At 40.2% G+C, this 15109-nt stretch carries 12 protein-coding genes; 11 read left to right on the forward strand and 1 reads right to left on the reverse strand.

From position 1 onward, the window contains the following. Positions 1-16: 16 nt before the first annotated feature. The 7 genes from QZR90_RS05375 (at position 17) to QZR90_RS09400 (ending at position 9629) form a co-directional block, all read left to right on the forward strand. Entirely contained in the window at positions 17-2140 is a 2124-nt protein-coding gene (locus QZR90_RS05375) for a transglycosylase domain-containing protein (RefSeq protein ID WP_295789606.1), read from the forward strand. Positions 2141-2170: 30 nt separating this feature from the next. Then, the gene (gene tyrS / locus QZR90_RS05380) at positions 2171-3379 is read left to right on the forward strand and encodes a tyrosine--tRNA ligase (protein ID WP_295789608.1); all 1209 of its coding nucleotides are present in this window, start codon (positions 2171-2173) and stop codon (positions 3377-3379) included. Positions 3380-3733: 354 nt separating this feature from the next. Then, positions 3734-6112: a phosphoenolpyruvate synthase gene (gene ppsA, locus QZR90_RS05385; RefSeq protein ID WP_295789610.1), complete on the forward strand. Its 2379-nt coding sequence runs from the start codon at positions 3734-3736 to the stop codon at positions 6110-6112. Positions 6113-6175: 63 nt separating this feature from the next. Further along, positions 6176-6805 (forward strand): helix-turn-helix transcriptional regulator, encoded by a 630-nt coding sequence (locus QZR90_RS05390; RefSeq protein WP_295789612.1) that lies wholly within the window; start codon positions 6176-6178, stop codon positions 6803-6805. 171 nt (positions 6806-6976) lie between these two features. Continuing rightward, positions 6977-7804, forward strand: coding sequence for a pyruvate, water dikinase regulatory protein (locus tag QZR90_RS05395; protein WP_295789614.1), 828 nt, complete (start codon positions 6977-6979; stop codon positions 7802-7804). Positions 7805-8002: 198 nt separating this feature from the next. Further along, positions 8003-8995, forward strand: coding sequence for a deoxyguanosinetriphosphate triphosphohydrolase (locus tag QZR90_RS05400; protein WP_295789616.1), 993 nt, complete (start codon positions 8003-8005; stop codon positions 8993-8995). Positions 8996-9551: 556 nt separating this feature from the next. Beyond that, on the forward strand, positions 9552-9629 hold the full coding sequence (locus QZR90_RS09400) for a putative holin-like toxin (RefSeq protein WP_366208660.1): 78 nt from the start codon (positions 9552-9554) through the stop codon (positions 9627-9629). Between the two features lie 292 nt (positions 9630-9921). On the opposite strand, the gene rpmB is transcribed toward QZR90_RS09400, so the two are convergent. Next, entirely contained in the window at positions 9922-10110 is a 189-nt protein-coding gene (rpmB, locus tag QZR90_RS05405; RefSeq protein ID WP_006556543.1) for a 50S ribosomal protein L28, read from the reverse strand. A gap of 499 nt (positions 10111-10609) precedes the next feature. Between rpmB and recG the strand changes: the two genes are divergently transcribed. From recG to QZR90_RS05425, 4 genes are all read left to right on the forward strand, one after another. Next, positions 10610-12652 carry an ATP-dependent DNA helicase RecG gene (gene recG, locus QZR90_RS05410; protein WP_295789618.1) on the forward strand — a complete coding sequence of 681 codons (2043 nt, stop codon included), beginning with the start codon at positions 10610-10612 and terminating at the stop codon, positions 12650-12652. A gap of 309 nt (positions 12653-12961) precedes the next feature. Continuing rightward, positions 12962-13147, forward strand: coding sequence for a 4-oxalocrotonate tautomerase (locus tag QZR90_RS05415; RefSeq protein ID WP_295789619.1), 186 nt, complete (start codon positions 12962-12964; stop codon positions 13145-13147). Between the two features lie 71 nt (positions 13148-13218). After that, positions 13219-14673 (forward strand): IMP dehydrogenase, encoded by a 1455-nt coding sequence (guaB, locus tag QZR90_RS05420; protein ID WP_295789621.1) that lies wholly within the window; start codon positions 13219-13221, stop codon positions 14671-14673. Between the two features lie 19 nt (positions 14674-14692). Beyond that, a partial coding sequence (locus tag QZR90_RS05425; RefSeq protein ID WP_295789624.1) for a WecB/TagA/CpsF family glycosyltransferase occupies positions 14693-15109 on the forward strand: 417 nt, incomplete at its 3' end.

Here is a 15109-nt window from a genome sequence, read left to right on the forward strand (position 1 = left end):
TAATGAGAGGTGTCGTATGAGCTTACAAAGTTCGTCAAAAGGACGACAAACAAGAAGGAATATACCAAGTAAGCCACAGAAGAAGAAAAAATCGCCTTGGCGACGATTTTTATGGATTACAATTACTTTAATTATAATCATTGTGGCTGGTGCTGGTTGTGGTTTTATAGGTGCTACTATGTCAGATTTACCAGAGGTTTCCAATGTGAAACCTGCGGCGTCATCACAAATTTATGACGTACATGGTAATTTGATGACCACTGTGCATGCGGCAGAAAATCGCTTGCCGGTGAAATTGTCAGAAGTGCCTAAGAATTTACAAAATGCATTTATCGCTACGGAAGATGCTCGTTTTTACAGTCATCACGGCATTGACCCCATCGGGATTATGCGTGCTATTTGGGTAAATATTGCCCATGATGGTGTAGCTGAAGGTGGTAGTACCATTACTCAGCAATTGGCGCGTAATGCCTTTTTGACGCAGGACCGTACGTTAAAGCGTAAAATTATGGAGGCCATGTTGGCCCTTCGTATTGAGCAACATTATACGAAGCAGGAAATTTTAGAAATGTACATGAACCAAATTTACTTTGGCCAAGGTGCCTATGGCGTGCAAGCTGCGGCGCATATATATTTTGGTAAAAATGTACAGGACTTAGATTTAGCGCAATGTGCTGTGCTTGCTGGCTTACCACAAAGTCCAAATTATTATTCACCATTTAATAATTTGAAGGCGGCGAAAAATCGTCAAGCCATCGTATTGGGCCAAATGGTTAAATATGAGTATATTGACCAAGCCACTGCTGATGCGGCAAAAAATGCTGATTTAGGTCTTCGTGAAAAGGCTGAAACATCTCATAGCAATAATAATGCATCCTATTTTATTGATTATGTAATTGCTGAAGTAGCTGAAAAATATGGCGATGATGCAATTTACAAAGATGGTCTTAAGATTTATACAACTATTGATATGAAGGCGCAAGAAGCAGCTGTGAAAGCTATGGAAAACTTGCCAACTTTCTATCAAGACGAAAATGGATTACATCAGCCTCAAGGCGCTTTAATAGCGATTAATCCACACAATGGCTATATTGTAGCTATGGTAGGTGGTCGTGGTGATGACTCCTTTAACCGTGCCGTTATGGCTGTTCGTCAACCAGGTTCTGCATTTAAGCCATTCGTTTATTTGGCAGCTATTCAAGATGGTATGACCCCAGGCTCCGTAATGGAAGATAAGAAAATCGATTTCAATGGTTGGAGTCCAAAGAACTATGAAGGTACATATTCTGGTCAAATGACTTTGCGTTATGCCTTACAGCATTCCGTAAATACAATTGCTGTTCAATTAGCTGATAAAGTAGGCATGCGTAAAGTGTTGAACTTAGCTAATGATATGGGAATTTCCACATTAGTAACTTCTGGCAACCCAAATGACAATAACTTGGCCGCTGCACTCGGTGGTTTAACAGAAGGGGTGCGCCCTATTGATATGGCTGTTGCCTATGGTACTTTAGCGAATGGCGGTGTAAAAGTAGCACCAGTAGCTATTACTAAGATCGTAGACCGCAATGGTCAAGTAGTGGAAGAAAATAGCACAGAAGAAACACGCGTTGTAGATGCTAAAGATGCGTATGTATTGACTAGCATGCTTGAATCAGTAGTCCAAAGTGGTACTGGTGGTGGCGCTAGTATTGGTCGCCCAGCTGCTGGTAAAACAGGGACTACAGACGAGTCCAAAGATGCTTGGTTTGTAGGCTATACCCCAGATTTAGTGGCCGCTGTATGGCTCGGTGATGACTTTGGTGTAGAAACGCTTGATGGCATCACCGGTGGTACTGTGCCAGCTGTGATTTGGCGTGACTTTATGTCTCAAGCTTTACATGACATGGAAATACCAGCCTCTGACTTTACTGTGCCACCAGGAGCGGCAGCGATTGCAAATCAAGGGTATGCGCCAGTAGTAAAAGAAGAGCCTAAGGACAAGGATAAAGATAAGGACAAAGACAAGGATAAAGAGAAAGACAAAGATAAGAAGGTAGATGAAGATAATAGCTCTGTAAGCGATGATAAGGATAGCTCTAATAAAGAGTCATCTAAAGACGAAGATACGGATAAGAAGCCGAGTAAAAAATCTCGTTAGCTTACAAAGCCTATTTGAGGAGGAATAGAATTGAAATCATTAGAAGAACAAATGCGACTTATACAGCATGGTGTAGACACTTTACTTCCAGAAGAGGAGTTTAAGAAGAATTTAGCTAAGTCTATTGAGACTAACAAGCCTTTGAAGATTAAGCTCGGTCTTGATCCAACGGCTCCAGATATTCATTTAGGTCATACAGTAGTGCTTCGCAAGTTGAAGACATTCCAGGATTTAGGGCATCAAATTATTATCGTCATTGGCGATTTTACAGCTCGTATTGGTGATCCATCTGGTAAAAGTGTTACTCGTCCGCCACTTGATGAAGAAGCCGTGGTGCGCAATGCGGCTACATATAAGGAGCAAATTTTCAAAGTTCTCGATGAAGAAAAAACTATCGTCCGTTATAATAGCGAATGGTTGAGCAAACTTTCCTTTGAAGAAGTATTGAAGCTTGCTGGTAAATACACGGTAGCGCGTATGTTAGAGCGCGATGATTTCCAAAAACGTTACACTGAAGGCCGCGCTATTGGGGTACATGAATTCATGTATCCATTGATGCAAGGCTATGACTCCGTAGCCTTGGAAGCAGATGTGGAATTTGGCGGTACCGATCAAACCTTCAATCTTTTAGTAGGTCGTCATTTACAAGGCGAGTTTGACCAACGCCCTCAATGTATTATTACTATGCCAATCTTAGAAGGTCTTGATGGCGTTCAAAAGATGAGTAAGTCCCTTGGTAACTACATCGGCATCAGTGAAGCACCTACTGAAATGTATGGTAAAGCAATGAGTATTCCTGATGAGCTTATGATGCGCTACTTCATGTTAGTAACCGATATGTCTATTGAAGACCAAGAAGTGTTGAGCAAAGCATTAGAAGATGGTACAGTGCATCCTCGCGATACAAAGATGAAATTAGCGCACACTATTGTACGCTTGTATCATGGTGAAGAAGCGGCTAATGAAGCGCAAGAACAATTTATCCGCGTATTCCAAAAGCATGCCTTACCAACCGATATTCCAGATTATGAAATGGCAGCGCCAACCGAGCCTGTATACATTCCTCAGTTATTAACTGATGCCGGTCTTACTGCTAGTAACAGTGAAGCACGTCGCTCTATTAAAGCCGGGGCTTTCAAAATCAATGGTGAAAAATGCAGTGAAGAAACTGTAGCCCTTGAAAATGATATGGTCTTGCAAGTTGGTAAACGTAAATTTATTAAACTTCAATGGAAATAGTGCAACACATATATTGAAATGTTAAATAGTGCAGCACAATTAAAAATGTGCGTACAGAGATTGTAAACAAATATATAATAAATTATGTGTTTGTATGTAAATGAGCTAGTATAATTTGTAAAACATATATACATAATGCTAGCACAGTCTATAGTGAATTAAAAATTTCATAGCAAGTTAAAAAAGATCGCCACTCCAAGAGTGGCGGTCTTTTGTTGTGCTTTATTTAGGGAATATAGATATACTTTTAAGGAAATGAAATATAAATTGTATAGCAAATTGCTTGACTTAATTTTAAATGTGTTGTACTATTTAATCAATTGATGTATTTCTTTTCTTAGGAGGTTTCATATAATGAATCGTGAAAATGCATATGTACTTTGGTTTGATGAATTAAAACGTGAAGATGTAGCGCTAGTTGGCGGTAAATCCTCTTCTCTTGGTGAAATGACTTCTTCTACAAATGTACCAGTTCCTTATGGTTATGCAACAACAGCACATGGCTATCGGTTCTTTATGGAACAAACTGGCCTAGAAGAAAAAATTAAAGCTGAGTTAGACAAATTAGATGATGTAGAAAACTCTGCTTTACTCCGTGAAATTTGCTTTAATATTCGCAAATTAATTGTTGATGCTGAAATGCCAAAAGAATTAGCTGATGCGATTGAAAAAGCCTATGATGAATTAGGCAAAAAAGTTGGCGAAGCCAATCCATTCGTAGCGGTTCGTTCCAGTGCTACGGCAGAAGATTTGCCTGATGCTAGCTTTGCAGGTCAACAAGATACATACTTAAACGTTCGTGGTGCCGATGTAGTAATCCAAAAAGTAAAAGAATGCTATGCGTCCACATTTACTGACCGCGCTACATACTACCGTGTAAAACAAGGCTTTGACCACATGACTGTTGCGTTAAGTGCAGCGATTCAAATGATGGTATTCTCCAAAGCAGCTGGCGTTATGTTTACAGTGAATCTTGTAGATGGCAATGATGACAGCATTTTGATTGAAGGCTCTTGGGGCCTTGGTGAATACGTAGTACAAGGTACTGTTACACCAGATAACTTCACCGTAGATAAACAAAGCATGACGATTACAGATCGCATGATTAATGATAAAAACGTAGCATTAATCCGTAAGCCAGAAGGTGATTGTGAAGAAATTCAAATTCCTGCTGACCAAGCAAAAGCACAAGTGCTTACAGATGAACAAGTTCTTGAACTTGCTAAATATGCTAAAGCAATCGAAAAACACTATGGTTGCTACATGGATATGGAGTGGGGCGTAGATGAGCGCGATGGTAAAATCTGGATTTTACAAGCTCGTCCAGAAACTGTATGGTCCCGCAAAGAAAAACCAGCAAAAACGGAGGCAACTATGGGTGCAACAACTACAACTCGCGAAATTATTGTAAAAGGTCTTCCAGCAAGCCCTGGTAAAGTAGCTGGTAAGGCACATGTTATTTTAGACCCAGCTGATATTGATAGCTTCAAAGAAGGCGAAATCCTAGTTACGACTATGACAGCACCTGACTGGGTTCCAGCAATGAAAAAAGCAAAAGCTATTGTAACTGATGCTGGTGGTATGACTTGTCACGCGTCCATCGTAAGCCGTGAACTTGGCATCCCTTGTATCGTTGGTACTAAGAGCCGCAGTGAAGAAGGGACTGTAAAAATTAAAGACGGTCAAATGATCACTGTAGATGCTACTAATGGTATCGTATATGAAGGTATTCTTGAAGATGCTGTAAAACAAGAAGCAGCAGCGGCAGCTCCAGTAGCGACTGAATTTATCCCTGTTACTGGCACTAAAGTTTACATGAACTTAGGTGACCCAGATTTAGCAGAAAAATACGGTGTTCTTCCATGTGATGGTATCGGCCTTATGCGCGAAGAGTTCATTTGGACTACATTCATCCATGAACATCCATTACATTTAATTGAAACTGGTCGCAGTCAATTTGCTATTGATACTTTAGCTGAAGGTATGCGCAAAGTGTGTCAAGCCTTAGCTCCACGCCAAGTTGTGCTTCGCCTTAGCGATTTCAAATCTAGCGAATATCGCGATTTAACTGGTGGCGACAAACACGAACCTCATGAGTCCAGTGCTCTACTTGGCTGGCGCGGTGCATCTCGCTATTATGACCCTAAATATGCACCTGCATTCCAATTAGAATTAGCAGCGATTCGCAAAGTGCGTGAAGAGTATGGTTTCAAAAACTTACAAGTGATGATTCCATTCTGTCGTACAGTACAAGAAGCAGCTGAAGTAACTCGCGTAATGGCTGAAAATGGTCTTGCACGTAGTGCTGACTTCAAAGTTTGGCTCATGGCAGAAATTCCTTCCAATATTATTTTAGCGGATCAATTTAACCAATATGTTGATGGTTACTCCATTGGCTCCAATGACTTAACTATGTTAATCTTAGGTTGTGACCGCGACAATGAAACAGTACAACATATTTATGATGAACGTAATCTAGCAGTTCGCCGTGCTATTCATCACTTAATTGAAGTAGCACATCGCGATGGTAAAACAGTATCCATTTGTGGCCAAGCACCTAGCGTATATCCTGAATTCTGTGAATTCTTAGTGCGCAGTGGCATTGACTCCATCTCTGTTAACCCAGATGCTGTAAAATCTACTAAGAAAATGGTGGCTCAGTTAGAACAACGCATGATGCTTGACGCTGTAACTGGCCGTGGCCGTTCTGTTGGTAATGAATTAGAATGGTAATTTGCTAATAAGCACGCAGGAGGCTCTTTGGGCCTCCTGTTTTTTATAAGGGAGGTGTACACTTTGCAATTAACCAATCGACAAGAGCAGATTGTTGAGATTGTAAAGAATGACGGGCCCATTACGGGGAAAGTCATAGCCAGTCGTTTAGATGTGACTCGTTCCGCATTGCGCTCTGATTTAACTGTACTGACCATGATGGGCTTGCTCGATGCGAGGCCAAAAGTGGGTTATTACTTTGTAGGAAATCAAGGCGTCAATCCCGTTGCCAGTGAAGTAAAGCAGTACAAGGTGCATGATGTAATGGCTCAAGCTGTGGCCGTGGGGCCTACGACAAACTTGTATGACACAATTGTTACTATGTTCACGGAAGATGTGGGGACAGTTTTAATTTGTGAAGAGGGCTTTTTAGTGGGCCTCGTATCGCGCAAGGACTTGTTGCGCGCTGCCTTGGGTAAAAATGATCCTAAATCTATGCCTATTTCCATGATTATGACGCCTACTAGTAAAATCATTGGCTGTAGTGCCGATGATGCTGTCGTTGAAGCAGCCCAACATATGGTGGATTATGAGGTTGATTGTTTGCCGGTACTAGAGGAAGTTCTGGAGGGGAATCGTAAACGCTATAAAGTATTGGGGCGTATATCTAAAACAACTATTACCAAATTATTGCTTGAATTTGCACAAGAATAAAATGAGTATGTCCTATATAGTTGCATATTTTCCAACTTTCTGCGTATAATTTTAAGTAAGATACATTGTAAGAGGATTATTTTATTAAGTATGAGATTACTTAGAATAGTATATATTTGAATTATAATAGATTAGAGCTATATATTTTTAGATTACATAAAGAGGTGTAATATGGCGAGTAATAAGATTATTTTTGCAATTTCCGACTCTTTAGGGGAAACGGCAGAGTCTGTGGCACGTGCTACAGCCAGTCAATTTGACCAAGAAGATATTGATATTGTGCGTATTCCTTATATTAATCAAGAGTCTCAAATTGATGATGTATTGCGTGAAGCTGCGCAAGATAATAATGTAATTTGTCACACTATCGTGTCGCCTACATTACGCCAATATTTGCACAATCAAGCTAAAATTATGGGCGTGCAGGCGGTCGATATTATGGGGCCTATTTTAGACTCCGTAAATAGTGTAGTAAGCACTAAGCCACGTTTAACGGCAGGTATGGTTCATAAATTAGACCAAGAGTATTTTAAAAAGGTTGAGGCCATTGAATTTGCCGTAAAATACGATGATGGTAAAAATCCATCAGGCTTTGAAAAGGCAGATATTGTAATTATTGGTGTATCGCGTACGAGTAAGACGCCTTTATCCATGTTCTTAGCGTATAAGAAAATTAAAGCGGCCAATTTGCCATTGGTACCAGAAGTGCCATTGCCAGAAGAATTATTTAAAGTGCCACCAAAGAAAGTGGTAGGCCTTATTATTGATCCATATAAGCTAAATAATATTCGCTGTGAACGCTTGCGCACAATGGGGCTCGATAGAGAAGCGAATTATGCTACGATTAGCCGCATTGAAGAAGAACTTGAATACGCACGCGCCGTTATGCGCCGTGTTCATTGCCCTGTTCTTGATGTGACTAATAAATCCATTGAAGAAACAGCCTCTTTTGTAATGCAAATTATTGAGCGAAATAAGCAACAAGAGAGTGCAAGATAATAGAAGTTTTTTAGTATATTTTAGAGCTCTTAAGCGCTGTTGTTTTGTTATTTTGTAATGTACATTTTTTATTACTGGGCAAAATATGTATTAATGGCTAAACGTTTTAAAGAGCAAGTAAAATTCTAATTTTTATTATCAGGTATTGATGAACGTTTGAAGCAAAGTTATTGTATTGATGAAAGGGGGACCTAAGAAATGCAAGTGAGAGAGCGAATTGAAGAGCGCGAAGAGCTTATATTATCTCCAAGGGCGGCTAAAAGTCGCTTAGCTAAGCGTGACCGGGAGGAGCCTCTCGACCCTCTGCGCACCGCATTTCAAAGGGACCGTGACCGTATTATTCACAGTAAATGCTTTCGTCGATTAAAACATAAAACACAAGTCTATATTGCTCCTGGTGACCATTATAGAACGCGTATGACTCATACCCTAGAGGTGGGCCAAATTGGTCGTACCGTGGCGCGCGCCTTACAATTGAATGAAGATTTAGTTGAAGCTATTGCTATGGGGCATGATGTAGGACATACGCCTTTTGGACATGTAGGTGAATATGCTTTGCGTGATATGGTGGGGCATTTTAATCATAATGAGCAAAGCTTACGCATGTTGGAAGTGCTAGAGAAAAATGGCGCTGGCCTTAATCTGACTAAGGAAGTGCGGGATGGCATTTTAGGACATACTGGCAGTCATATTCCTCTTACTATGGAAGGACAGATTATTCGCCTAGCAGACCGCATCGCGTATCTGTGTCATGATTTTGATGACGCACAGCGAGCCGGCATGTTAGAAGTAACTGATTTGCCTAGCGAAGTCCGTGAAGTTTTGGGCACTACACCATCGGCTATGATTACTTCCATGGTTATGGATATGGTGCGCGAATCAACTGACAAAGACTCTATTCGCATGTCACAGGATGTGACCGATGTGATGAACATTTTTAGACGGTTCATGTTCCAACATGTATATATGGCGCCTACATTGATTCCTGATAGAAATCGCGCCGCTCATGTGGTAAAATACTTGTTCCGTTATTATTTAGAAAATCCTGAACTCCTGCGCAGTGAAGTAGGCCATGATAATATAGTGTCGTTGACTGATATTGTGGACTATGTGGCGGGATTGACCGATCAGTATGCGATAAAGTTATTCAAAGAGTTTTATATACCTAAGATTTGGGACCCAGGTACATAAAATTAGGTGCTCATTCTGGCGCCTAGATTTTTAATAAGTGAAGTAAAACAAAAATATCTCCTACCGAAAACCTCTCGTCAAGCTCGAATGGTATTTCTTGTAGGAGATATTTTTGTTTAGGTTAGACTATTTTACAATATCAGGCGCCGGATAGGACCCATATATAGTATGGACTGGGGCCCGAAATTTAGGTAGGGGGGAGGGGAGGAAAATAGTATATTTTATTATTTATTTCTAAAATGAAAAGACCTAACGTGTTGAAGTAGAAGAAGTACTTCAACACGTTAGGTCTTTCTCATTTTCACCATTTTGAGATGAGCCCAACTCTAGCTTCACGTTGGTGGCTTTCTTTGTATTTTCATTATAGCATAGTCTATTTATAGACTCAAATAGTCTTGTAGTAAAACTGGGATTACCAATTCTAATTGGATTGATACGCACTAATAAGGTGGGGCGAAGCCCGTTATCACTGTATATTTTGATTAATGGTTGTGATAAACTAAAAATAGGAGCCATCAACGTGAGTTAGGTTCATCTCCATTAAGGAGGTGGTACTATGACAGTATTTGAAGCACTATCGTTAATGATAGGTTTTGCTACTTTAGTAGTATTAATTATCGATTTGAAAAAATAGCTTTGTGCTTTAATCAGTATAAAGTCATATAAAAGCGATAAACCTAACGTAAAAGAAGTATTGACCGTACTTCACACGTTAGGTTTATCATTTGAACCTTTCAGATGAGCCTAACGCTATCTACACGTTGGTGGCTCTCTTTGTATCCTCATTATAACATAGTGCTAGGAAAGTCTCAACGGGATTCATTTGATTATTTACGTCAAATAAAAATATCTCCCACAGTGATAGGAGCAGTAAGCTCTTACCCTCTGTGGGAGATATTTCGTTGAGTACATGTACCTTCTTATTTTTACGCGCGTGTAATTTTATCGGAACGAAGGCAGCGAGTGCATACATTTACCTTTTTGGTTTCGCCGTCTACAATTGCTCGTACTCTCTGGATGTTTGGCTTCCAGGTCCTTTTTGTGCGGATATGAGAATGACTCACATTCATGCCGCTTGCAGTGGTTTTGCCACATACTTCGCAAAGGTTTGCCATAATTTCCACCTCCAAGCATAATTTACAACATAACATATGTATTCTATCACAAATGAATATATTAAGGCAAGCAGATATTTTTATTCTTTTCTCCGTCCAAGAGACAGCCAGAATGAATGTCTTTTAAACTTTGAATGGCCAGAATATTTGTGTTAAGTAGACACAACAGAGTTAGAATACCTGTGCCGAGTGGACTTTTATATAGAGTGGACTATATCGTCATTTAATTATACACTATAAAGGAAGAGTTGGGTAGGATAAAGGAAGACTGGGGGAGACAAGTCAAAATCAATTTGTTTGAATATGGAGATGTTTGAATTTTTGGATGCTTGGATGTTTGTATATTAGGCTATAGCATTATTTGGAAGTTTGAATGAATAGGTGTTTGTATATTAGGCTATTAGCATTATTTGGAAGTTTGAGTCAATAGGTGCTTGTATATTAAGCTATTAGCGTTATTTTGTTATTCGTGAGCATTTTAAAATAAGGAGGGATGAGCATGGAAGAGTCTTTACTCACCATAAAGGGGATTGGCCCTAGTCGAGTGAAGCAATTAAATAAATTAGGTGTTACAAATATTTCATCCTTGTTGACATATTTCCCTCGTGCCTATGAGGATCGAAGTGCTACATTTTTAATTGGTGCCTTAAAGGATGGTATGGTGGGGGCCACGACGGGGCAAGTGATGCGTGTGCAGGAGAAGAAGCCGCGTCGAGGCTTATCTATTTTAGAAATATATATAACTGATGGAACGGGCAGTTTAAAAGTTGTGCTATTTAATCAAGGATATAAAAAGAATTTTTACAAACTTGGACAACGCCTTCATGTGTACGGCAAGGTAGAGTTTAGTTATGGTGCCTTGCAGATGAATACACCTCATATAGAGGTATTATATGAAGGGCAAGAGCCTCAAGGCGGCATTGTGCCAGTCTATCCTTTAGTAGAAGGTATTTCTCAATATACGATTCGTAATGCCATTGCTAATTGGTTTAGCTCACATCAGGAAATGGAAGATATACTACCAGCTCATGTAGTTCAGGAACATTCCTTTATGCCTCGGTATGAAGCGTTTAAGGAAATGCATCTCCCTACAACGGTGGAGCGCCATAGTTTAGCACGTAAGCAATTGGCTTATGAAGAATTGTTTGTTATGCAAGCAGGATTACTTCTTCTGCGCTCTAAGGAGCAAGCTGAATTAGGTGTAAAAATGGGGCCTAATGGCAAGCTTTACGAGCAATTTTTATCGCAATTGCCATTTAAATTGACTGGAGATCAACAGCGTGCCGTACTTGAAATTACAACGGATATGGAAAATGAGCGTCCTATGAGACGATTATTACAAGGCGATGTAGGGGCTGGTAAGACTGTAGTGGCTGCATTGAGCTTAATTAAAGCAGTAGAGAATGGCTACCAAGGAGCGCTTATGGCGCCGACGGAAATATTAGCGCAGCAACATTTTGAAAGCTTGCAAGGCTTGATGAAAGGCTTAGACATTAATATGGCCTTACTCACCGGCTCTATGAAAGCTAGTGAGCGCACGATTGTATATGAAGGTTTAGCTGATGGTAGTATTGATATTGTTCTAGGAACACATGCGTTAATTCAGGATAAGGTACATTTTAAAAAATTAGCCTTAGCCATAATTGATGAACAGCATCGCTTTGGTGTAGAGCAGCGTGCCACACTTCAGAAAAAAGGACAAAATCCGCATGTGTTAGTTATGACTGCAACGCCTATTCCGCGGACAATGACTTTGTCTATTTATGGCGATTTAGAAGTGAGTTTGATTAAAGAACTACCACCTGGGCGGAAGCCAGTCTTGACCTATGCAGTGGACTCTAGCTATAAAGAGCGACTCCATGTATTTTTTCAAAAGGAGATGCAAGCAGGTCATCAAGTGTATGTGGTGTGTCCTTTAGTGGAAGAGTCGGAGAAGCTAGATCTTGTAGCGGCTGAAGCTTTATATGCAGAGTTATATGATTTATATAATAAAGAATTTGGGGTAGGTCTTGTTCATGGTCGTATGCCGGCAGCAGATAAAGAAGAGATAATGAATGAGTTTCACTGTGGGCGCATCAAACTACTGGTATCGACTACGGTAATTGAAGTCGGGGTGAATGTACCGAATGCGACTATTATGTGTGTAGAGGGCGCTGAGCGCTTTGGCTTATCTCAACTGCATCAGTTGCGAGGCCGTGTAGGTCGTGGTGAGGCACAGTCCTATTGTGTACTCATCAGTGATAGTAAGAATGAAGAGACTAAAACGCGATTGAATGTTATGACTTCAACGCAGGATGGTTTTGTCATTGCAGAGCAGGATTTATTACTTCGCGGCAGTGGGCAACTATTTGGTTTAGCACAGCATGGCTTACCTGATTTAAAATTGGCAAATATTTTAAAAGATATTGATTTGCTCGTCTTAGCAAGACAAGATGCAAAGGAATGGCTCGCTCAAACGGGATTGGCTGCTGGGGCTAAGTATATGAAACCACATTTGTTGGGGCGCTTTGGGCCAAGTTTCGAACGCATAATATATAGTTAAAAATTTACAATATCTAAAATAAATTACAGATGGCTTCTTAGATCTATTCTGATAATATATAGTTAAAAATATACAAGGTCTAAAACTAGGGAATCACTACGGCATTCTTAATTAGCACGACATTCTTAATTTGCTTTTGATGACTAGTAATTATAAGCAAATTTGACGGCCCTATTAGAGCTGATGAAATTACGAATTTAAATGCTTTTGAGTTGATTTTATAGGCCTAATAAGGGTATAATAACAAGATAGATAAGTCTATGTTAATAGAAGTTTTTATTCCTTTTAAGAGACGGAGGATAGAGATTCATGCCAATTATTCATGTAGAATTAGTCGAAGGTCGTACTAAGGAACAAAAGAAGCAACTTGGTCTAGAAATTACTAAAGCTACAGTAGATATTATGAAAGTACCTACTGAAGCAGTAAAAGTTATTTTCGTAGATATGAAAAAAGATGATTTCATGGAAGGCGGCGTACTTCGCTCTGAAAAATAAGCAAGTACTAGTCTTTTAGATTTTAAATGTCAAAGCTGATGTAGTAAAAATTAAGGAGAAAGGAAGTTACCATGAGAGAAGATAAGTTTGGGTTACGCGGTTTAACATTTGATGATGTATTATTAGTTCCAGCTGCATCCAATGTATTACCGCACGAAGTTGATTTAACCACAAACCTAACCCGTGATATTAAGCTTAATATTCCAATGATTAGTTCTGGTATGGATACAGTAACAGAATCACGCATGGCTATCGCCATGGCACGTGAAGGGGGTATGGGCGTTATTCACAAAAATATGTCCATTGAAGAACAAGCCCACGAAGTGGACAAAGTAAAACGTTCAGAACATGGTATCATCGTTGATCCAATTTATTTAAGCCCTCAAAATTTATTGGCTGATGCAGAAGAATTAATGCGCAAATATGCTATTTCTGGCGTACCTGTTACGGTAGATGGCAAATTAGTTGGTATTATTACTAACCGCGATATGCGCTTTGAAAGTGATTTAACTCGTCCAATTGGGGAAGTTATGACTAAAGAAAACCTCGTAACTGCACCAGTGGGGACATCCTTAGAAGAAGCGAAGGACTTATTGCGTCGTCATCGCATTGAAAAATTACCACTTGTTGATAGCGATGGTAATTTGAAAGGCTTAATTACTATTAAGGATATTGAAAAAGCAACTAAATATCCTAATTCTGCTAAAGATAGCAGCGGTCGTCTATTAGTTGGTGCCGCTGTAGGTGTAAGTAAAGACTTATATGACCGCATGGATGCCTTAGTGGCAGCTAAAGTTGACGTAATTATCGTTGACACAGCTCATGGTCATTCAGCTGGCGTACTTCGCACATTAAAAGAATTGAAACAAGCTAATCCTCATCTACCAGTTATTGCTGGTAATGTGGCTACTGCAGCTGGTACAGAAGCATTAATTGAAGCTGGTGCAGATGCAGTTAAAGTTGGTATTGGACCTGGTTCCATTTGTACAACTCGCGTTATTGCTGGTATTGGGGTACCTCAAATTACAGCCGTGTACGAAAGTGCACAAGTAGCGCGCCGTCACAATATTCCTATTATTGCCGATGGTGGTATTAAATACTCCGGCGATATTGCTAAAGCTATTGCAGCTGGTGCAGGCGTTGTTATGATGGGGAATATCCTTGCTGGTACTGATGAAAGTCCTGGCGAAACTGTTATTTACCAAGGCCGTAGCTACAAAGTATACCGCGGCATGGGTAGCTTAGGGGCTATGAAACTTGGTAGTAAAGACCGTTATTTCCAAACTGAAGCGAAGAAACTCGTTCCAGAAGGGATTGAAGGTCGTGTACCTTACAAAGGTATGTTAGCGGACACTATCTTCCAAATGGTAGGTGGTCTTCGCGCAAGTATGGGATATTGTGGTTGTCACAACATCCAAGAGATGATTAATGATACTCAGTTTATCCAAATTACTGCTGCTGGTCTTAAGGAAAGCCATCCACATGATGTTAGCATCACCGTGGAAGCGCCTAACTATAGCGGCTGATTATTGAGGTGTATTTGTATTGCGTAATCAATTGAGCATTCTTGATGTGCCAGTTGACGTAATAACCATGAAGGAAGCTGTTCAGCGTGTACAGAATTTTTATTCTGAGCCGGGGCTACATTCTGTAGTCACGGTTAACGCTGAAATGGTTATGCGTGCTCAACAGGACAAAGAATTGCACGACATTTTAAAACAAGCAGATATTGCAGTTCCCGATGGGGCTGGGGTTTTATGGGCTGCCGAGCAAATGGGGCAACATATACCTGAGCGCGTAGCCGGTTGTGATTTAGCTGTAGCTTTATTAGCTGAAGCGGCTAAGAACAAGACGCCGGTATACTTTTTAGGCGCCGCACCAGGTGTAGCTGAGCAGGCTGTAAAAAATATGGAAGCTCGATTGGGCTCATTACAAGTAGTCGGTATTCACTCCGGCTTTTTT

The sequence above is a fragment of the uncultured Veillonella sp. genome (assembly GCF_900545795.1).
Classification (GTDB): Bacteria; Bacillota; Negativicutes; order Veillonellales; family Veillonellaceae; genus Veillonella_A.

Excerpts from the sequence above, each read along its gene's own strand:
- QZR90_RS05375 (WP_295789606.1), top strand. The coding sequence starts at position 17 with ATGAGCTTACAAAGTTCGTCAAAAGGACGACAAACAAGAAGGAATATA.
- ppsA (WP_295789610.1), top strand. The coding sequence starts at position 3,734 with ATGAATCGTGAAAATGCATATGTACTTTGGTTTGATGAATTAAAACGT.
- QZR90_RS05395 (WP_295789614.1), top strand. The coding sequence starts at position 6,977 with ATGGCGAGTAATAAGATTATTTTTGCAATTTCCGACTCTTTAGGGGAA.
- QZR90_RS05400 (WP_295789616.1), top strand. The coding sequence starts at position 8,003 with ATGCAAGTGAGAGAGCGAATTGAAGAGCGCGAAGAGCTTATATTATCT.
- QZR90_RS09400 (WP_366208660.1), top strand. The coding sequence starts at position 9,552 with ATGACAGTATTTGAAGCACTATCGTTAATGATAGGTTTTGCTACTTTA.
- rpmB (WP_006556543.1), bottom strand. The coding sequence starts at position 10,110 with ATGGCAAACCTTTGCGAAGTATGTGGCAAAACCACTGCAAGCGGCATG.
- recG (WP_295789618.1), top strand. The coding sequence starts at position 10,610 with ATGGAAGAGTCTTTACTCACCATAAAGGGGATTGGCCCTAGTCGAGTG.
- QZR90_RS05415 (WP_295789619.1), top strand. The coding sequence starts at position 12,962 with ATGCCAATTATTCATGTAGAATTAGTCGAAGGTCGTACTAAGGAACAA.
- guaB (WP_295789621.1), top strand. The coding sequence starts at position 13,219 with ATGAGAGAAGATAAGTTTGGGTTACGCGGTTTAACATTTGATGATGTA.